This window comes from Bradyrhizobium sp. Kon10 (assembly GCF_055807395.1).
In genome coordinates, this window is record NZ_JBVVOZ010000011.1 from 162,102 (window position 1) to 181,285 (window position 19,184).

21 protein-coding genes are annotated in these 19,184 nt (G+C 64.5%); 7 read left to right on the forward strand and 14 right to left on the reverse strand.

Translation table 11 applies throughout. The features are described from left to right. Positions 1-29: 29 nt before the first annotated feature. From AC0L2O_RS17705 to tolQ, 3 genes are all read right to left on the reverse strand, one after another. A complete protein-coding gene (locus AC0L2O_RS17705; protein ID WP_369721425.1) occupies positions 30-989 on the reverse strand; it encodes a protein TolA in 960 nt (319 codons plus the stop codon). Positions 990-993: 4 nt separating this feature from the next. After that, positions 994-1,446 carry a protein TolR gene (gene tolR / locus AC0L2O_RS17710; RefSeq protein ID WP_369721424.1) on the reverse strand — a complete coding sequence of 151 codons (453 nt, stop codon included), beginning with the start codon at positions 1,444-1,446 and terminating at the stop codon, positions 994-996. Between the two features lie 76 nt (positions 1,447-1,522). Next, a complete protein-coding gene (gene tolQ / locus AC0L2O_RS17715) occupies positions 1,523-2,239 on the reverse strand; it encodes a protein TolQ (protein WP_369721423.1) in 717 nt (238 codons plus the stop codon). A 407-nt stretch (positions 2,240-2,646) separates the two neighbouring features. Between tolQ and AC0L2O_RS17720 the strand changes: the two genes are divergently transcribed. After that, the gene (locus AC0L2O_RS17720) at positions 2,647-3,165 is read left to right on the forward strand and encodes a DUF2231 domain-containing protein (RefSeq protein WP_473370601.1); all 519 of its coding nucleotides are present in this window, start codon (positions 2,647-2,649) and stop codon (positions 3,163-3,165) included. A 37-nt stretch (positions 3,166-3,202) separates the two neighbouring features. Here AC0L2O_RS17720 and AC0L2O_RS17725 read toward each other — a convergent pair whose 3' ends face one another. Further along, positions 3,203-3,913, reverse strand: a complete 711-nt coding sequence (locus AC0L2O_RS17725; protein ID WP_409192079.1) for an SDR family NAD(P)-dependent oxidoreductase — start codon at positions 3,911-3,913, stop codon at positions 3,203-3,205. A gap of 453 nt (positions 3,914-4,366) precedes the next feature. Between AC0L2O_RS17725 and AC0L2O_RS17730 the strand changes: the two genes are divergently transcribed. After that, positions 4,367-5,530: an acyl-CoA desaturase gene (locus tag AC0L2O_RS17730; RefSeq protein ID WP_409192078.1), complete on the forward strand. Its 1,164-nt coding sequence runs from the start codon at positions 4,367-4,369 to the stop codon at positions 5,528-5,530. A 145-nt stretch (positions 5,531-5,675) separates the two neighbouring features. Here AC0L2O_RS17730 and AC0L2O_RS17735 read toward each other — a convergent pair whose 3' ends face one another. The 4 genes from AC0L2O_RS17735 to AC0L2O_RS17750 all read right to left on the reverse strand — a co-directional run bounded on the left by AC0L2O_RS17735 (position 5,676) and on the right by AC0L2O_RS17750 (position 7,948). Further along, entirely contained in the window at positions 5,676-6,161 is a 486-nt protein-coding gene (locus AC0L2O_RS17735; RefSeq protein ID WP_409192790.1) for a DUF2852 domain-containing protein, read from the reverse strand. A gap of 120 nt (positions 6,162-6,281) precedes the next feature. Then, positions 6,282-7,022 (reverse strand): TetR/AcrR family transcriptional regulator, encoded by a 741-nt coding sequence (locus AC0L2O_RS17740; protein WP_473370602.1) that lies wholly within the window; start codon positions 7,020-7,022, stop codon positions 6,282-6,284. A 98-nt stretch (positions 7,023-7,120) separates the two neighbouring features. Further along, positions 7,121-7,483 (reverse strand): hypothetical protein, encoded by a 363-nt coding sequence (locus AC0L2O_RS17745; RefSeq protein WP_473370603.1) that lies wholly within the window; start codon positions 7,481-7,483, stop codon positions 7,121-7,123. 57 nt (positions 7,484-7,540) lie between these two features. Continuing rightward, complete coding sequence (locus AC0L2O_RS17750) at positions 7,541-7,948, reverse strand: YciI family protein (protein ID WP_473370604.1); 408 nt, start codon at positions 7,946-7,948, stop codon at positions 7,541-7,543. Between the two features lie 234 nt (positions 7,949-8,182). Here AC0L2O_RS17750 and AC0L2O_RS17755 point away from each other — a divergent pair, with 234 nt between their 5' ends. Together AC0L2O_RS17755 and AC0L2O_RS17760 are read left to right on the forward strand one after the other, a co-directional pair. Beyond that, entirely contained in the window at positions 8,183-8,971 is a 789-nt protein-coding gene (locus tag AC0L2O_RS17755; protein WP_369721417.1) for an SDR family NAD(P)-dependent oxidoreductase, read from the forward strand. Between the two features lie 33 nt (positions 8,972-9,004). Beyond that, positions 9,005-9,418 carry a hypothetical protein gene (locus AC0L2O_RS17760; protein ID WP_369726649.1) on the forward strand — a complete coding sequence of 138 codons (414 nt, stop codon included), beginning with the start codon at positions 9,005-9,007 and terminating at the stop codon, positions 9,416-9,418. Positions 9,419-9,818: 400 nt separating this feature from the next. Here AC0L2O_RS17760 and AC0L2O_RS17765 read toward each other — a convergent pair whose 3' ends face one another. The 4 genes from AC0L2O_RS17765 to AC0L2O_RS17780 all read right to left on the reverse strand — a co-directional run bounded on the left by AC0L2O_RS17765 (position 9,819) and on the right by AC0L2O_RS17780 (position 12,572). Further along, positions 9,819-10,232, reverse strand: coding sequence for a VOC family protein (locus AC0L2O_RS17765; RefSeq protein ID WP_473370605.1), 414 nt, complete (start codon positions 10,230-10,232; stop codon positions 9,819-9,821). A gap of 26 nt (positions 10,233-10,258) precedes the next feature. After that, positions 10,259-10,795: an SRPBCC family protein gene (locus AC0L2O_RS17770; protein ID WP_473370606.1), complete on the reverse strand. Its 537-nt coding sequence runs from the start codon at positions 10,793-10,795 to the stop codon at positions 10,259-10,261. A 110-nt stretch (positions 10,796-10,905) separates the two neighbouring features. After that, entirely contained in the window at positions 10,906-12,207 is a 1,302-nt protein-coding gene (locus AC0L2O_RS17775) for an RNA polymerase sigma factor (protein ID WP_369721414.1), read from the reverse strand. Beyond that, positions 12,204-12,572, reverse strand: coding sequence for a YciI family protein (locus tag AC0L2O_RS17780; RefSeq protein ID WP_409192075.1), 369 nt, complete (start codon positions 12,570-12,572; stop codon positions 12,204-12,206). The genes AC0L2O_RS17775 and AC0L2O_RS17780 overlap by 4 nt, the downstream gene beginning before the upstream one ends. Before the next feature lie 142 nt (positions 12,573-12,714). Here AC0L2O_RS17780 and AC0L2O_RS17785 point away from each other — a divergent pair, with 142 nt between their 5' ends. Then, positions 12,715-13,680, forward strand: a complete 966-nt coding sequence (locus tag AC0L2O_RS17785) for a 2-hydroxyacid dehydrogenase (RefSeq protein WP_473370607.1) — start codon at positions 12,715-12,717, stop codon at positions 13,678-13,680. 270 nt (positions 13,681-13,950) lie between these two features. Continuing rightward, positions 13,951-15,918 (forward strand): methyl-accepting chemotaxis protein, encoded by a 1,968-nt coding sequence (locus AC0L2O_RS17790; RefSeq protein ID WP_473370608.1) that lies wholly within the window; start codon positions 13,951-13,953, stop codon positions 15,916-15,918. Positions 15,919-16,017: 99 nt separating this feature from the next. Here the strand turns inward: AC0L2O_RS17790 and AC0L2O_RS17795 are convergent, their stop codons facing one another. Further along, the gene (locus tag AC0L2O_RS17795; protein WP_473370609.1) at positions 16,018-16,716 is read right to left on the reverse strand and encodes a TetR/AcrR family transcriptional regulator; all 699 of its coding nucleotides are present in this window, start codon (positions 16,714-16,716) and stop codon (positions 16,018-16,020) included. A 110-nt stretch (positions 16,717-16,826) separates the two neighbouring features. Between AC0L2O_RS17795 and AC0L2O_RS17800 the strand changes: the two genes are divergently transcribed. After that, a complete protein-coding gene (locus AC0L2O_RS17800) occupies positions 16,827-17,471 on the forward strand; it encodes a glutathione binding-like protein (RefSeq protein ID WP_473370610.1) in 645 nt (214 codons plus the stop codon). A 53-nt stretch (positions 17,472-17,524) separates the two neighbouring features. On the opposite strand, the gene AC0L2O_RS17805 is transcribed toward AC0L2O_RS17800, so the two are convergent. Then, positions 17,525-19,183 carry a hydantoinase B/oxoprolinase family protein gene (locus tag AC0L2O_RS17805; protein ID WP_473370611.1) on the reverse strand — a complete coding sequence of 553 codons (1,659 nt, stop codon included), beginning with the start codon at positions 19,181-19,183 and terminating at the stop codon, positions 17,525-17,527. Position 19,184: the final 1 nt, after the last annotated feature.

Consider the following 19,184-nt stretch of genomic DNA (forward strand, 5'->3'; position numbering starts at 1 on the left):
ATTCATCGCAAAATTCTTTTGTTCGGATGTCACAACATGTCTTTCAGGCCGAAAGTCATCGGAATGGTCTTCCAGCTCTCGTATTGCTGCTTCGGCATGAATGAATAGACCTGGCACTGCACGATGGCGCGCTTGGCGCTCTCCGCCACTGCCTGCGCGATCGAACGCGACGGCCCTCTGACCGCGACGACGATGGGCTCGGACGCCAGCGATCCGTCGATCTTCATGGGAATGTCGATATCCGCCTCGTATTGATCGGCGTCCTGCCCGTTATAGGTGGGCGTGAAGCAGCGCTTCACCGCGCCCTGGAACGCGCCGCGCCAGGTCGCGACGTTATTGGCGGCAGTGCCGGTCGCCGATCCCAGCGAAGCGGACGCATTCAGCGCTCCCCCCGTGAGCTCGTGCCGCGTCGGATCGCGCTTGTCGAGCTCGCGGGCGATCTGCGCGGGATCGAAGGTGCGCTCCTTGGGCTTCGGCTGCTGCTGCGGCTGCACCTCCGCAACCTTGGGCTCACGCGGCTTGGGCGGCGGCTTCTTGGTCTCGAGTTTCTTCTGAAGCTCGGCGATCGGATCTTCCTTGGCCGGGTCAGGCTTCTTTTCCTGCGGCTTCGGCTCTTCTTTGGGCTTGGCCTCGGCGACGGGCTTCGGCGGCTCCGGCTTCTTCTCGACCGGCTTCTCGACCGGTTTTGGCGGCGGCTCGGGCGTCGACGTCGTCTTGATCAGCTCTTTCTTCTCGGTGACCTTGCCGACGGCGTCTTCCTCGGGCTTGGCCTCGGCGACCCTTTCGACCTTGGGCTTCAGCTCTTCCTTTTTGCCGGTCTTCTGTCCCGCCATCATCTTCGCGAGCTGATCGGAGGAGATGATGTCGATCGGAAGCGACTCTTCCGCCGGCACGAAAGCCCTGCTGCTAAAGGTGAACAAGCCCCACCCCAGCACGAGGATGTGGAGGGCGATCGACGCAACGAGTGTCTTGTCGACGTTCACCTTCACCGGTCTAGGACCCCTGATCCGCTTCCGTGACGAGCGCCAGCTTCTTGAAGCCCGCGCCGGACAGGAGGCCCATCACCTTGGCCACCGTGCCGTAATCCGCCTTCTTGTCGGCGCGCAGATAGATGCGCTCCTCGAGCCCGCCGCGCGCGTCCGTGATCGCCTTCAGCTTCGGGATCAGTTCGTTGACCGCGATCTCGGCATCGTTGATGAACACCTTGCCCTTGATGTCGACGGACATCTGGATCGGCTTCTGGTCGTTCTGCTCGAGGCTCTTGGCCTGGGTCTGCGGCAGGTCGAGCGGCACGCCGACCGTGAGCAGCGGCGCCGACACCATGAAGATGATGAGCAGCACCAGCATCACGTCGACCATCGGCGTGACATTGATCTCGGCCATGACCGGCTTGCGCCGGCTGCGGCGGCCGCCGCCTCCGGACGAACTCGCGACGTTCATGCCCATGGTCTGCTGCCCAAATTGCCCGTCACATTATACATGCCGTCATACATGCCATACATGCCGTCATACATGCCGTCCGTCAGCCCCGCTCGTCGATCTGACGGGACAGGATGGCTGAAAATTCGTCGGCGAAGCCCTCGAGCCGCTGGGCCTGCCGGTTCACCTCGGAGGTGAACTTGTTGTAGAAAATAGTGGCAGGAATGGCGGCGATAAGGCCGACCGCGGTCGCAAACAGCGCTTCCGCGATGCCGGGCGCCACCACCGCCAGAGAGGTATTTTTCGACGCCGCGATCGACTGGAAGCTCGACATGATACCCCAAACCGTACCGAACAGGCCGACAAACGGGCCGGCGGAACCGACGGTCGCAAGCACCAGCAGCCGGCGTTCCAGCCGCTCGACCTCGCGCGAAATCGAGACGTTCATCACCTTGTCGATGCGCATCTGCAACCCCGCGACCGAACGCGCATGGCTCTCGAACGAGCGTTTCCACTCGCGCATCGCGGCCACAAAACAGGCTGCCATGGAATGCGTCGGCTTGGCCGACAGCGTGCGATAGAGGTCCTCGATCGACTCGCCGGACCAGAACGCCTGCTCGAAGCGGTCCATCGAGCGGCGGGTGCGGGCAAACAGGAAGATCTTGTCGATGGCGATCGCCCAGACCCAGACCGAGCAGGACAGAAGTCCCAGCATCACCGCTTTCACGATCCAGTGAGCCTGCCAGAACAGCGCGATCAGCGACACGTCGGCGGAAGCGGCAACCGGAAGGGCGGACTGAGCCACATCGGCCGGATTCATAAGCAGTATCCTCTCAAGGCGATCGTTATCCAACGTCCCCGGCAGCCAATCGCTGCCGGTTCCCCAACAGCCGCGCCAACCGGCGCAGCCGGCAAGCCCGCTCAAAGCCTGGTCTTTCTGGGGTGCAAGGCTGGTCCAAAGCCGGCCGCCTGCATTCCCTGCCAAGATGTCAAAACTAAGGGCCTCGACCCCCGAGCCTTGACCGCGGGCTTTGGGCGCGATTGTCCGCAATTACCAGAGCCCGGCGTTGGTTAATACGCGGTTACCGGGATCGAATTCGGGTGGGAGAAGGGCAGGCAGAGCAGGCGGTTGGGGCCTGCGTGCACCGCGGTTGCTCACTGCGGGCCAAAGGAACCAGCCCGCGCACCGGCGATTGTCCGGAAAATCACTTTCGGCGAGGTTTTGCCATGACCATCAACCCCAAGACGACCGCCGCCATCGGCGAGCACCCGCTCCACCCGATGCTGATCCCGTTTCCCGTCGCCTTCCTGGTCGCCGCGCCCATTGCGGATCTGGCCTTCATTGGAACCGGCGACGGTTTCTGGGCCAGAGCCGCGATGTGGCTGATCGGCGCCGGCATTGTCATGGCGCTCGCGGCCGCCGTGGCCGGCTTTACCGACTTCTTCAGCGAGCCCCGCATTCGCGACCTCGATGATGCCTGGTACCACATGATCGGCAATCTTGCGGCCGTCGTGCTGGCCCTCATCAACTTCTATCTTCGCTATGCGCAAGGTGCGGAAGCCGCGATCAAGCCGTGGGGCGTGGTGCTCTCGCTGATCGTCGTCGGCATCCTCCTGTTCACGGGATGGAAGGGCTGGGAGATGGTCTACCGGCATCACGTTGCCGTCGTGGACGCGCCGGGCCAGACCAGTTCGGAGCCGGTCGCGCCGCATCATGGCGGCGAGAACCGTCGGCACGCGGCTTGAGCGAGCGGGACGTCAGCGGCAGAACCGCGGCTACCCGCTACCACTTCTCCTTCGAGGTCCGTACGTCGAGCTCGAATGACCAGGCGCGCTCGGGCTGGCGGTAGAGGAAGGCGAAGGCGTCGACGATACCCTCGATGCTGATCAAACTGTCCTCGCGGCCTGCCGCATCGGGAAAGCGCGAAAAGATCTTGTCGCCGCCAATCGCGCCGTCAACCACGACGTGGCCGACATGGATGCCGTCCGCCGCGTATTCCTTCGCCATGGCTTGCGCCAGCGTGCGCAGGCCCGCCTTCGCTGAGTTGAAGGCGCCGTAGCCCGGCCGTCCGCGCAGCGAGGCGCTGGCGCCGGTGAAAATCAGCGTGCCAGCCTTCTTCGGCGCCATGCGGCGCACCGCCTCGCGGCCGAACAGGAACCCTCCGAAGCAGACCACGCGCCAGGCCGTCTCGAAATAGTCGGCTTCCATCTCGATGATTTTTCCCGGCGTATTGTTGCCGGCATTGTAGACGGCGAGATCGAGGCTCTCGCCGGCGGCGTCGAACAGCGCCGCGATGTCGCCCTCTTTGGTGGCGTCCGCAACGAAGGGAACGGCCGCGCCACCTGCGGTCGCGATGTCGGCCGCGACCGCCTGCAACGCGGAGAGCGTCCGGCCTGCGACGATCACCTTCAGCCCCTCGGCGGCAAAGCGCTTGCAGAGCTGCGCACCGAGCCCGCGGTCCGGCCCGACGCCGATCACGATTGCCGTCTTCATCGCACGCTCCGGAGATAATTATATGATGGATATCATGCCACAGAGAGAGCTTGGGGGCAATTGACCAAGCGCGCGGGATTGCCGACCGCGATGCGGCCGTCAGGCATTGCCGTGACGCCGTACCGCAGGTCCCGTGAGACTACGAGCTTGCATGCCAGTCGTGTGCAACCATATACTTGGTCGAGTTTCGGCTAAGGGTGTGTCGGCCAACGACATCCCAGCCGACGACGAGGGCTAGCTGCAGATTGCCACGATGGGCACGTCGACCCGGACAATCTGCACGCCCTGTGAGCGGCGACCAACTCCGCCACAACTGCTTGACCAGGGATGTACCCTCAAAACATCTCGTTCAAGACCCGCGGTGGTCCGCCACCGCCGGGATTTTCGCACGCGGGACGCGTTCGGCGCGTCCAAGCAAATTCCACACCCGCCTGATCCAAGGTCACGCTGAGCATGTCGCCCAACGCCCCCGCCGACGACCACCACGACGACATCATGTATCCCTCCGCCCTGCCGTTCCTGCTGGTCCATATCAGCTGCATCGCGGCGATCTGGACGGGAATCACCTGGCAGGCAGTCGCGATCTGCCTGTCACTGTACGTCGTGCGGATGTTTGCCATCGGCGCCGGATACCATCGCTATTTCTCGCATCGGGCGTTTGCGACCGGGCGGGTCTTCCAGTTCATCCTGGCCTGCCTCGCCCAGAGCAGCGCGCAAAAGAGCGTTTTGTGGTGGGCGGCCAAGCATCGACACCATCACCTGCATTCCGACACCGAAATCGACGTGCATTCGCCGCGTCACCGCGGCTTTCTGTACAGCCATGTCGGCTGGATCTTTCACCGGCAGCACGATGCGACCGATCTGGTGAAAGTCGGCGATCTCGCGCGCTATCCGGAGTTGATGTGGCTGCATCGGCTGGAGCTCCTGCCGGCCGCTGCACTCGGAGCGCTGTGTTTCGTGGTTGCGGGCTGGTCCGGCCTGGTGGTCGGCTTCCTGTGGAGCACGGTGCTGCTGTATCACGCGACCTTCTGCATCAACTCCCTCGCCCATGTGCACGGGCGCAAGCGCTACGTGACCGGCGACGATTCCCGCAACAACTGGCTGCTGGCCTTGTTCACCCTGGGTGAGGGCTGGCACAACAATCACCATGCCTATCAGAGCAGCGTGCGACAGGGCTTTCGCTGGTGGGAAATCGACGTGACCTATTACGTCCTGAAGGCCCTGTCCTGGACCGGCGTGGTCTGGAACATGAAGACACCGCCCGAACAGGTGCTGCGCAACGAGCAGCCGCTCGCCTCGCGGGTGATCAACCGCGCCGCGCGCGAACTGGCCGGACGGTTCGATGCACAGATGCTGGCGGATGCGATCTCATCGGCACGGCGACGCGCCGATCTGGCCCAATTGCAATGGCCGACCTTGCAGGAGATCCTCAATCGCGCCCACGAAGGCGTCGACGCGCTGACGCATCTGCATCTGCCGACAATACCGACCCGCGAGGAGTTTCTGGCCGAGGCCAAGGCGATGTTCGCGCGGACCCGATCGCTCAACGAGATCGTGGACCACGCCTATGAGCATTTCCTGACGTCGGTTCGCACGCGGCTCGCAACCGCGATCTGAAGATCGCGGCTGCCAGCCGCGGTCACGCAAAAACCAAACCGCCCGCCTGCGGGGTACGCAAGCGGGCGGCTCTGGCCATCAGGACTTTTGGGGGCGTGCGCCTGACGGCTTGAGAGATGCCTAGCTCAGGCTTAGCCTTTGCGGATCAACCCTGCGGCTGATCGCTCGGCGGCGGGGTCGGACGCGTCTTATGCTGGGCCATGAACTGGTCGAACTCTTCCTTGTCCTTGGCGTGGCGCAGACGGTCGAGGAAGTTCTTGAACTCGACCTGCTCCTCCTCGAGCCGCTGCAGCGTCTCGGTGCGATACTCGTCGAAGGCGCGGTTGCCGCTCGAGGGCGGACCAAAGCCAAAGCCGAAGCCACGGCGCTCCATGCGACCGCGCATGCGGTCCATCTTGTACTGCATCCGCTCCATCTTGTTCTGCCAGCGATCTTGGTGACTCCAGCAACCCATTTTTCTGCTCCCGAGTGTGAAAAAGAGAAGGGCAAGTCCGATCGGCCACCAGATGACAAAGCCGAGGACGGTCACGGCTATCCAGCCGGGATGCCAAGGCGTATCGAGCATGTGGGGGCGCTCATAGTGTTGGTCCGAAGGGCCGCGCCATCGATTGACATCAGCGGTGTAGGCCATTTCCCTCTCCATGACGGCATCAGCGCCGTTGTGAATGTAAATAACATTTACATAGCTAGACCATCCCGGGATTTTGTCAAGCTGGCCACCCAACAGGCCGGCCGAATTATTTGCGCAATTTTATTTCGGCTTGCCCCAAGGACCGGCGGGAGGATCGCCAGAACCGGAGGAAGCCTCCGGTGGCACCGGCGGCGGCTCGGCGCTTTTCGCCGGCGAACGGCGGTCGGTCGGGAAGCCGAGCCCGCGTAGATAGATCAGCACCTCGGCCTCTAGCAGCTCATCCGGCGACATCGGCAGTTTGCGCCGCGCGGCGTCGCCACGCGAGAACAGCGAGGCCACGCCATGCGCCATCGACCAGATGTGCAGCGCCATCATCATCGCCGGCGGCCGCGGCGCGCCTGGCGGTGCGAGCGCCGCGAGCCGCTCGGCCGCGGCGCGAATGACGTTGAAAGCACGCTCGCTGGCGGCCTGGAGCGCCGGATTGGCATCGACCGGCAGGCCCGATTCGAACATCGCGTTGTAGAAAGCGGGCTCGTCGCGGGCGAAGGCGAGATAGGCTCGGCCGACGCGCTCGAATGCCGTGACGGTATCCGGGCGCCCGTCGTCCCAAGACGCGGTCAGCCGCGCCTCGAACTGCTCGAAACCGCGCTGCGCGATCGAGGACAGCAGCTCTTCGCGATCGCGAAAATGCCGGTAAGGCGCCGCCGCGCTGACGCCGGCCATGCGCGCCGCGTCGGCAAAGGTGAAGCCGGCCGCGCCCTTCTCGGCGATCAGCCCGAGAGCGGCCTGCAACAGGGCTTCCTTCAGATTGCCGTGGTGATAGCCGCGCTCGGCGCGGCGCTCTTCCTTGCGCCAGCTCATGTGAACGGCTTTAACATGAGCCGGCGGTGAAGGTCACTAGCGCGGGCGGGATTTGATGAACCCGTATGTCCCGCAACCCCGGGGCGGTGCCTGAAGCCCTAGCTGCCCGGGATCGGAAGCACCGGCATGATCTCGACGCGTTCGCCGGGGAAGATCGCGAAGTGCGGATGGTTCTCGAACATCTTCGCCGCGGCCTCGTGCGAGGCGGCGCGGATCACGGTGAAGGCGCCCATCTCGTTGGCGATGTCGGCGACACCCTGGCCATCAACCCTCTTGGTCTTGCCCAGCGGGCCGCCCATGGCCTGGATCGCGCCCTGGTGCTTCTCGACCCAGGCTTTCCAGGCGGCCATGCCCTCCATTTCCTTTGCCTTGCGCTCCGCTTCCGACATGGCATTCCACGCGGCCATTTTCGCGCTCGTCTTGCTACCGAGGAAAACGGCGAGATAGGTATCGGTGCTCATCAGTTCGCTCCCATGGTTGACGGATTGACGAAAGCCGCGAGGCCGCGGCCGTGTTTGTTATTTCCTCTTCAAGTCCCCAAAGCCGGCGGCAACCTCCTGCACTTCCGGCGAAAAGTCGGCCATCTCCTGCACCTGCCGGATCTCGATGACCTCGTTGGCCGATGCCGGGCACTTCTTCGCCCAGGCAATCGCCTCCGCGCGCGAGGCGACGTCGATCATCCAATATCCGCCCAGGACTTCCTTGGCTTCGGTGAAGGGGCCGTCCGTGACAACAGGCACGTCGGTCGCAAACGTGACCCGCGCGCCCGTCGAGGGCGGGTGCAGGCCGTCCAGCGTGATCAGCACGCCGGCCTCGCTGAGCGCCTCGTTGTAACGCATCATCGCGGCGACGCGCTCGGGATCGAGTTGCACGTCCGCCGGTGCGGTCTCGTAACCGAGCGGGATCATCAGCATCATGAATCGCATGGAAGTCTCTTGCTGTTAAAAACGTTCGGATCGTTCCTCGCTTGTAAGACGAATGGCATTCCAAGGAACCGACAGGCGCGCGAAATTTATTTGCAGTCTCACGCCGAGGCTTGGGTTCCCCCGAGCAGGAGCAATCCGACATAGGCCGCCTCAGATACGTGGTCCCCCATTTGTGATCCCTTGCGCGTCACTGGCTAAACTGTCATGCCGCAGGCCCGAGCAATGGACCGCGCCATGACCTCCTCTCCCGCCAAAGTCGCCCTCGTGACCGGAGCCGCACGCGGTATCGGGCTTGCGACCGCGAAGAAATTCCTGGCCGAAGGCTGGCGCGTCGCGCTGCTCGATATCGAGGGCGAATTGCTCGGCCGCGCATCGGCCGAACTCGGTCAAAGCGAGGCGACGCTGGCGCTGACCTGCGACGTCTCCGACGCGGCCGCGGTCGGTGCCGCGATGACGGCGATCGAGCGGCGTTTCGGCCGGCTCGATGCGCTGGTCAACAATGCCGGGATTGCCGTGTTCGCACCCCTGATGGAGACCGCAGAGGCCGACTGGCGCCGCGTGATCGAGGTCAACCTCACCGGCCCGTTCCTCTGCACGAAGGCCGCGGTGCCGTTGATGCGCGACAACAATGGCGGCGCCATCGTCAACATCACCTCGATCTCGGCGGTGCGCGCCTCGACGCTCCGCTCGGCCTACGGCACCAGCAAGGCCGGGCTCGCGCACCTGACGAAACAGCTCGCGGTGGAGCTCGCATCGCTCAACATCCGCGTCAATGCCGTGGCACCAGGGCCGGTCGACACCGCCATGGCGAAGCAGGTGCACACGCCGGAAATCCGCGCCGACTATCACGACGCCATCCCGCTCAACCGCTACGGCCTGGAAGCGGAACTCGCGGAGGCGATCTACTTTCTATGCTCAGGAAGCGCGAGCTATATCACCGGCCAAATTTTGGCCGTTGATGGCGGCTTCGATGCTGCGGGTATCGGTCTGCCGACGCTGCGGGGCCAGCGGCGCAACGGTTAGGAGTGCTGCATGCAATGCCCCGCGTTCGTCACGATGATCACGCTGGCGACTGCGCTGTTCAGCTCCACGCCCGCGTCCGCTGAGGTCCGCATCATCCAGAGTCCGGGCGGACAGGTCGGACCGTTCCTTGATTTGTTCGAGAAGGTGCGCGATAGCGGCGAACGCGTCGTGATCGACGGGCCGTGCCTGTCCGCCTGCACGCTGGTGCTAAGCATCGTGCCGGGCGAGCGCATCTGCGTCACCCGGCGCGCAGTGCTTGGCTTCCATGCGGCGCGCTCGCTCGACCGGCGCGGACGCTTCTATGCCGAACCCGAGGCCTCCGACGCCGTGCTGCAAGCCTATCCCGGTCCGGTGCGCGACTGGATCAGCCGGCGCGGCGGCCTGACATCGCGCTTGCTTTTGCTCAGAGGCCGCGACCTCGCTGCCATCTATCCGCGCTGTCGATGACGATTCGAGGACTGGGGCCTCGGAACTTTCGTGCTAGCCGCGCGGCTGTTCTTCTAAAAGAAAACAGCCTGCATGATTGGCGCCAGCTTGATGCTGGCGCAGATCAGCATTCCCCAGAGAGCAAGATTAATTTGTAGCGCCGCCGCCATCGGTCGCTCCCTTCCAAGTCACGTCCACCCAAGATTGTATCTTTTGTGGTAATAGAATAAGCGATTCTGAGGTGGATTTTACAGCCTAATATTTCGCCAATTGTTGTGCGATGCGATGAGCGTCGCAATCCAAGTTCCCGGCATCGGTGCAGGGGACGGCACCATCGCGATTCGACGCGACGCCCTCTCTCGTAAATTAGAAAGAGAGAGCGTCGCGGCTCAACGCTTTACTCGGGCGATCACGCCCGTCCTCACGTCCCTTCCGCCGGGCAGTTCACCATCCAGGGGATGCCGAACTTGTCGACGCACATGCCAAATCCCTTGGCCCAGAAAGTCTTGCTGAAGGGCATGGTGACGGTGCCGCCATCGGCGAGCGCGTTGAACTTGCGCTCGGCATCGGCGACCTCGGTGACCGTCAACGAAATCGAAAACCCCTGCGGCTTCTCAACATGTTCCGGCGGCGCATCGGACGCCATCAGCACGCTGCCGTCCGGCAGCGACATCCGCGCATGCATGATCATGTTCTCGCGGCCGGGCGAGGGCCGCATGTCCGGCGGCCCCTCGGAGGCACGCATTATCATCTCGATCTTGCCACCGAGAACCTTGGCATAGAAGTTGAACGCAGCTTCGCAGGTGTCCTGATAGAACAGATAGGGATTGAGCATCGTTTCTCTCCTTGTCGTAGAGCTTTTTACTTCTCCGTGAGCTTCTTGAGGCTGGCGAGACCGGCCTCAAAATCCTTGCCGATCATGCTGTCCATGTTGACAAAGACCTGCATCAGCTTGGACAGGAACGGGGCCGGACCGTACATCGCCCACGTGACCAGTGTTGCATCGCCTTGCGGCACAAAGGTGAACTCGGCGATGTTGTGGCCCTCGAAGGGACGCTCGAAATCGAGCTTGATGCGCAGTTTCGACGGCGTGCTCGCCTCGAGGATCTCCATCTGGCCGGCACCGACATTGTTGTTGCCGTCCCAGGCATAGGTCGCGCCCTTTCCCAGCGCGGTTCCGCCGAAGCTGCGCTTCATGGCGGGGTCGCGACCCTCGTAGGGCGACCAGCTGGTCCAGAAGTGGAAATCGGCGACCATCGGATAGATGGCATCGGCCGGCGCCTTCACGGCGAGCGAGCGCTCGACGCGAAAATTGTCCGGCTTGGTCAGCGCGAAGACGAAGACGGCGGCGATCCCGGCCGTGAGCACGACGGTGACGATGGCAACAGCTTTCAGCATGAATGGCTCCCTGGACACGGGCCTAGGACGAAGCGGATTGCGTAAGTCCGACACGTCTGCACGAATCTTTTCGCCGTGGCCCGGGATGACGCCGTGGCAACAGAGACGCCCTATGTCGCCTTCGCACCTTTCCGGGTGTTTCCGTTGCCATCCTTCGGCTGGCTATCCCGGATCAGGCGATCGATGTGCATGCGGATGTGGGCGGCCTCCGCCGACGTATTGGCCAGCGCGATGGCGCGGTCGAAGGCGACGCGCGCTTCGTCATTGCGCCCGAGCTGCATCAGGAAGGCGCCGCGCACGCCGTAGAAATGGAAATAGTTGGCGAGTTTTGGCGCCAGAGGCTCGATCAGATCGAGCGCCGCCTGCGGCCCGCGCACCTTGGACACCGCGACCGCGCGGTTAAGCGTCACCACCGGCGAGGGCTGCATCAGCTCCAGCGCGCCGTAGAGCAGGTCGATCTGGGACCAGTCGGTCTCCTCCGGCGTGGCGGCGCGCGCATGCAGCGCGGCGATCGCGGCTTGGATCTGATAGGGTCCGCTGCGGTGATGACGCATCGCCTTGTCGATCAGCGCCAGACCCTCGGCGATCATGGTGCCGTTCCACAGCGAGCGGTCCTGGTCATCCAGCAGAATGAGCGAGCCGTCCTCGGCAAAGCGCGCTGCGCTGCGTGCATGCTGCAACAGCAGCAACGCCGCCAGTCCCATGATCTCCGGCTCGCTCTGGAACAGCCGCAGCAACAGCCGCGCCAGCCGGATCGCCTCCTCGCACAGCGGCTTTCTGATTTCGGCGGTGTCGCCGCTGGCCGAATAGCCCTCGTTGAAGATCAAATAGATCATCGCCGCGACGCCGGCGAGCCGCTCCGAGCGCTCGACCGCGCCGGGCGTCTCGAACGGCACGCCGGCATCCGCGACCCTCGCCTTGGCGCGGGTAATGCGCTGCTCCATCGCCGCGTCCGAGACCAGGAAGGCCCGCGCGATCTGCTTCACGGTCAGGCCGGAGACGATGCGAAGCGCGAGCGCGATCTGCTGCGTCGCCGGCAGCTGCGGATGGCAGCAGATGAACATCAGCCGCAAGATATCGTCGCGATAATGCGAGCCGTCGAGGCGTTCGGCAAGTGCGCCTTCGGCGTCGTCGAGATCGGAGATCGCCTGATCGTCCTCCGGCAACGGCTGCTGCTTGCGGGTGCGGCGCACCTCGTCGATCGCGACGTTGCGGCCGACCATGATCAGCCAGGCCGCGGGATCGCGCGGCGGCCCGTTCTGCGGCCAAGTTTTCAGCGCGCGCAAGGACGCGTTCTGGAAGGCTTCCTCGGCGGTATCGAGATCGCGGAAATAACGGAGCAGCGCGCCGACCGCCTGAGGTCGCGCCGAGGTCAGCGCGGTCTCGATCCAGCCGGTATCAGCTTCGCTCACGTCAGATTTCCTCCGGGCCTGAACACGCCCACGGGGCGCACCTCATAGGCGCCGCCGGGATTGGCCGCGCCGAGGTCGCGCGCGACATCGAGCGCCTCGTCAAGGTTCTTGCAATCGACGATGTAGAAGCCGAGCAACTGCTCCTTGGTCTCGGCATAGGGGCCGTCTATGACCAGCGGCGGCTCCTCCTTGCGCAGCGTCGCGGCTGCCGTGGTCGGCAACAGCCGCGCCACCGGGCCGAGCCGACCCTCCTTGGTGAGCTTGTCCTGCACCACGGCGAGCTTCTTCATCACCGCGTCGTCCTGGTCCTTGCTCCAGGAGCCGACGAAGTCCTCGTCATGGTAGCAAAGGATCGCATAAAGCATGGGCAGCACCTTCCCCGAACACTTGTTTTGAAGACGATCCAATATGCCCCGGCCCGACAGGGCTGCGGAAAAAATTTGCAAGAAAAAACCGGTGGATCGTGCCAAGGAGAGCCCTGAAACGGAACCCGACGAGGCGCTTCGAATGAGCAAAGGCACACTGGCCGTCCTGATCAACAGCACGCAGCAGAACTGGCTGCCGGAGCGTTGGAAGGCCCGGTTCGAGGCAGTCTGCGGCGACCGCGGCGTGGTGCTGCTGCCCGATGCCGGGCTCGATCCGGCGGAGGTGCACTATGCCGCGGTGTGGAAGCCGGTGCCGGGCGATCTCAAGGCATTCCCGAACTTGCGCGCGATCTTCAATCTCGGCGCCGGCGTCGATGCGCTGATGGCGGATAACAGCCTGCCCGACGTGCCGCTGGTCCGCGTCGCCGTGCCCGATCTCACCAACCGCATGACCGAATATGTCGTGCTGCACGTCTTGATGCACCACCGTCAGGAGCTTTATCTGCGGCAGTCGCAGCGCGAGAAGCTCTGGGCGCCAAGGTATCAGTGGCCGGCGAGCGCGGTCACGGTCGGCGTGATGGGGCTGGGCACGCTCGGCGCCGATGCGGCCGACGTGCTGCGGCGGCTCGGCTTCCGTGTGTCCGGCTGGAGCCGCAGCCCGCGCACGATCGAGGGCGTCGAATGCTTCCATGGCGCGGCGCAGATCGACGCGTTCCTGGGCGCGACCGACATCCTGGTCGCCCTGTTGCCGCTGACGCCGGACACGCACGGCATCCTCAATCGCGACGTTTTTACCAAGCTCAACCGCAACAGCCCGCTCGGCGCGCCCGTGCTGATCAATGCCGGCCGCGGCGGCCTCCAGAACGAAGCCGATATTCTGGCCTGCCTCGACGACGGCACGCTCGGCGCCGCCTCGCTCGACGTCTTCGTAGAGGAACCACAGCCAAAGGACAGCCGGTTCTGGACCCACCCGAAGGTGCTGCTGACGCCGCACAACGCTGCCGACACCGACGCGGATGCGATCTCGGCCTACGTCGCCGAGCAGATCGCGCGGTTCGAGGCGGACGGCGCGCTGGAGAATGTGGTGGACCGGGGAAGAGGGTATTAGGGCTCACCGGCATTACACATTCGATGTCGTCCCGGCGAAGGCCGGGACCATAACCACGGGGTGTAGTTTGGCGAAGAATCGCAGTTCGGTACTGCGACCGACCACTATCGATAGATGCCGCGGTATGGGTCCCGGCCTTCGCCGGGACGACACCGACGTTTTGGCCAATAGCTAGGACGGCTCGAACACCCCGTTCCCACTCCCTGTTCACCCTCTCTTAGCGAGAAGTTGATAGTCGTTCTTAACCAATGCTCAAAGAACGAGTCGGACATGCCGGTGACGCTTGGCCTCAGGATGCGGATCACGGTTGCGCTGGCGGCGACGGCGGCGGCGACCGCCCTGTTTGCCGTGCTTGGGGCGATGTGGATCATCGCGGGGATCATCGACCGCGCCGACCAGCGCGAGCTGCGCAGCCATTATGATGCGCTGCTGTCGCGGATTTCGGAAGAGTCCCACCGCGCCGCCGCCATGAGCGCGGTGGTGGCCGCAATGCCGGCGACGCAGGAGGCGATGGCCAAGCAGGATCGCAGCTCCCTGGTCGGACTGTTCGGGCCGGTGTTTGCCGCGACCAAGTCGGAATACGGCGTCGAGCAGTTCCAGTTCCATACGCCGCCCGCGACCTCCTTCCTACGCGTGCACCAGCCCGCCAAATTCGGCGACGACCTCTCCACTTTCCGCAAGACTGTTGTCGACGCCAACCAGGAGCACAAGGTCGTGGTCGGCCTCGAGGGCGGCCTCGCAGGGCTCGGCATCCGCGGCGTGGTGCCGATCGCGCAAGCCGGCAAGCATCTCGGTTCGGTGGAGTTCGGCCTGACCTTCGGCCAGTCATTCCTCGACGACTTCAGGGCCAGTCGCCACGTCGACATTGCCTTCCATCTCGCCGACGGCGGCGGCTTCAAGCTTTTCGGCGGCACGCTGAAGGGCAAGAGCTTCTTCGAAGCGGCTGATTACGGCCGCGCCACCGGGGGCAGCTTCACGGTGCGGCAAGCGAAGCTCGACGGCGCGCCGGTCGCGGCGCTGCTCGGGCCCATCAGGGATTTCTCCGGAAAACCGCTTGGCGCCGTCGAACTGGTGATGGACAACGCCGATTACGAAGCGTCCGCCGATCGCGCCTGGATATTGGCGATGGGAATTGCCGCTCTCGGCCTGATCCTCGCAGCGATCGTCGGCTATCTCATCGCCCGCAGCATCTCGCGGCCGATCCTGTCGATCACGACCGCCATGCGCGAGCTTGCGAACGGACGGCTCGAGGTCGTGATCCCCGCCAGCAAGGCGGATGACGAGGTCGGCGCGATGGCGAAGGCGGTCGCGGTGTTCCGCGACAACGCGCTGAACTTCAGCAAGCTTCAGGCCGAACAGGCCGACGCCAAGGCGCAGTCCGAATCGGAGAAGCGCCGTGCGTTTGCCGCGCTCGCCGACAATTTCGAGGCCAGCATCCGCGACGTCGTCACCACCGTGTCGGCAGCCGCGGTCGAGATGGAGCACACCGCGCGCTCGATGTCGGCCATCGTCGAGCAGTCACGGCAGCAGACCCGCACGGTGTCGTCGGCCTCGGCGCTCGCCTCGGAGAACGTGCAGACGGTGGCGGCCGCTGCCGAAGAGCTGTCCTCGTCGATGACCGAGATCAGCCGGCGGCTTGCCCATGCGACCGAAGTGGTCGGCAAGGCCGCGAGCGACGGACGGCAGTCGAATGCGCGCGTGCAGAGCCTGGCCGAGGCAGCCCAGAAGATCGGCGACGTGGTCTCCTTCATCAGCGGCATCGCGGGGCAAACCAATTTGCTGGCGCTCAATGCCACCATCGAAGCGGCGCGCGCGGGCGAGGCCGGCCGCGGCTTCGCGATCGTCGCCTCCGAGGTCAAGGCGCTGGCAACCCAGACCGCAAAGGCCACCGAGGAGATCGGGGCGCAGGTGACGGCCGTGCAGGGCGAGACCAGTGGCGCCGTGGAAGGCATCCAGTCGATCTGCGCGACGATCCAGCAGGTCGACGAAATCTCGGCGGCGATCGCGGCCGCGGTCGGCCAGCAAGGCACGGCGACCCAGGAGATCGCGCAGAACGTCCAGCAGGCCGCGGCCCGCACCGGCGAAGTCTCGCAGAACATCGCCGGTGTCACCGACGGCATCGCCGCCACGGGCACGGCGGCCGAGGAAGTGCTGGGTTCGGCGGTCGAGTTGTCCAGGCAGTCGCAACGGCTGCGCGATGAGGTCGACCGCTTCCTCGCGCATATCCGCGCGGCATAACGGTACGTGATCGCGCTGCTAACGTATGTCGTCCCGGCGAAGGCCGGGACCCATACCGCGTGATGCCGCGATGGTCTTCGGTACGAGGAGCTTGAACCCTCAATCCCTGTGGTTATGGGTCCCGGCCTTCGCCGGGACGACTCGACCGTTAGCGCCAGCTCCCACCATCAGATCAATCGCCCCGGTCACGATTGCCTCCAGTTCCTTCCGCGGCACTCGGACGCGGGAACGGACGGCGATCGAGTGCACTGTTGCCGAAGCGAGTTGCGCCAGCACGGCGGGGTCGGCGCTATCCGGCAATTCGCCCTTTTCCTTGGCGCGGCGGAAGCAACTGGCGAAAGCCTTGTCGAGTTCGGAGAGGCCGTCCAGCACCATGGCGCGGATATCGGGATCACCCACGGCTTCAGAGGCCGCGGTGACCACCGTGAAGCAGCCGCGCGGCCCCGTGTCGCCGGAGAGATAGATGTTCAGTGCGGAGGCGAAAATGCGTTCCAGACGCTGGCGCAGCGGCATCTCCTCGCGAAAGATCTCGCGCATCGAGGCGCGCGCGTCATCGCGGTAGCGCTGGTAGCTCTTGATGTAGAGCTCGCGCTTGTCGCCAAAGGCGCCGTAGAGGCTCGGCCGGTTCATGCCGGTCGCTTCGCTGAGATCGTCGAGCGAGGTGGCGGCAAAACCCTGGGTGCGGAACAGATCGAGCGCCTTGCGGAGCGCGACGTCGGGTTCGTAGGCACGCGGGCGGCCGCGGCGCTTCGGCTGCTCGGATGCCGCTGCAGGCGGTCCCTTTGATTTTTGTACCATCTCGCAATTAATCCTTGACCCTCGATATAATATGCAAGATAGTACAAAAATCAATCTGGCCAGGTTGAACTCTGAAGAAACACCCAGGGATTTGCCCAAGGAGGCCACAGATGGACGTCTATTTTTCGCCGCTCGCCTGTTCGATGGCGACCCGCATCGCGTTGTACGAAGCCGGCGCCGAAGCGAATTATCTCGAAGTCGATCCGCCGACCAAGACAGTGCTGAACGACGGCTCCGATTTTCGCGCCGTCAACCCGATCGGCCTGGTGCCGACGCTGCGCACCGACGACGGCGTGGTGCTGACCGAGAACGCCGCGATCCTGCAATATGTCGCCGACTTTTTCCCGCAGTCCGGCATCGGCACGCGACCCGGGATCGATCGCACGCGCCTGCATCAATGGCTCTGCTTCATCGGCACCGAACTGCACAAGGGCCTGTTCGTGCCCGTGCTCGACCGCAAGGCGCCCCAGGAAGCCAAAGCCTACGTGCTGGAGAAGAACCTGTCGCGGCTCGACTATCTCGACAACTACCTCAAGGGCCGCGACTTCCTGCTCGATCATTTCAGCGTCGCGGATGCGTATCTCGTCACGGTCATCAATTGGACCATGGCGACCCCGCCGATCGATCTGGCAAAATGGCCGAACGTGAAGGCTTACTACGAGCGCCATCGCCAGCGGCCGTCGATCGCAAAGGCCATCGCGGAAGAGTTCGAACTGTACAAGGCGGAGCAGGCGCGGAAGAAGGCGGCGGCGTAAGGCCAGCCCATCAATGGCAACGTCCCGGCCGCCAGGGGCGGGACGTTGGCGCGTTACCGCGCGTATCCGTAAACCGCAGCCGCATTGTCGACCGACACGAGGCCACTCTCGACGTCGTCCTTGACCGCCGCGCGATCGCGCTCGGTCGGTGCACCGATGCCGGCGCCGCCGGGCGTCAGGACCACCAGACGGTCGTCCGCCGGCACCTGCTGAAAACCCTTGCCGCGCAGCTTCTTTCCGGATTTCAGGCCGACATAGCCGGCCTCGCCGTCAAGGCCTCCGTCGCGGCCGCGCGGCGGATGATCGATGCGGTCGAATGCAGCGAGAATATCGAACGGCGCATCGACGCCGCTGCCGACCTCGATGATCTGGCCGAGGCCGCCGCGGCTGCGCCCTGCCCCGCCGGAATCCGGACGCAGCTCCTTGCGCCAGAAGATCAACGGCGTCTGCGTCTCCGCGATCTCGACCGGGGTGCCGCGCACGCCGCTGGGATAGGCGGTCGCCGACAGGCCGTCCTTCGCAAAGCGCGCACCGGTGCCGCCGTTGCTGGTGACCGCCATGGAGAATCCGTAGTTGCCGCCGGCGCCGCTTCGCGTCTGTCCGCGAACGTTGAGATTCCACAGGCAGGAGGTGCCTTCGGCCGGGACGCGCTCGGGGATGATCTGTCGCAGACAGCCGAACACGACGTCGGGCAGCATCTGGCCGATGATGTGGCGCGAGGCGACCGGCGCCGGCTTCGGCGCATTCAGGATTGCACCCGCAGGCGCGGACACCGTCAACGGCGAGAGCGAGCCGGCGTTGTTCGGGATCTGCGAGGCGACGACGCAGCCGAGACCGAACACGGTATAGGCCGTGGTGTAGGAGAGCGGCACGTTGATGCCGTACCTGGACGCGGCCGAAGTGCCGTCGAAATCGACGTGAATGCCGGCATCCGAGATCGTCAGCGTCGCCGCCAGCGTGACCGGGGCGTCGTAGCCGTCAACCACCATGCTGTTGCGCCAGCTGCCCTTCGGCAATTTTGCGATCTCGGCCAGCACCGCCTCGCGCGAGCGGTCGCAGATGTAGTCGCCGAGTTCGTCGAGCGTGTCGATGCCGAACGCGGTCATCATCTCGACCAGCCGCTCGCAACCGACATCGTTGCAGCCGGCGAGCGAATAGGTGTCGCCCTCGGTATCGATCGGCAGCCGCGTGTTGGTGCGGATCATCGCTATCAGCGTCTCGTTGACGATGCCCTGGTCGATCAGCTTCAGCATGGGGATGTAGAGCCCCTCCATGAACACGTCGGTGGCGTCGGGCCCGAAGCCGATACCGCCGATGTCCATGAGATGGCTGGTGCACGAGAACAGCGCCACCAACTTGCCGTCCTTGAAGCAGGGCGTGGTGACCACGAAATCGTTGAGATGACCGGTGCCCATCCAGGGATCGTTGGTGATGTAGGCATCGCCTTCTCTCATCGTCTGAAGCGGGAAGTGGGCGATGAAGTGCTTGACCGATTCCGCCATCGAGTTGACGTGACCGGGCGTGCCCGTCACCGCCTGTGCCAACATCCGCCCCTTGAGGTCGAACACGCCGGCGGAGAGGTCGCCGCATTCGCGCACAATCGGGCTGAAGGCGGTGCGCAGCAGCACCTGCGCCTGCTCTTCGACCACGGCGATCAGCCGGTGCCACATGATCTGGAGATCGATTAGGCTCGCGCCGCTTGGCTTGCTCATG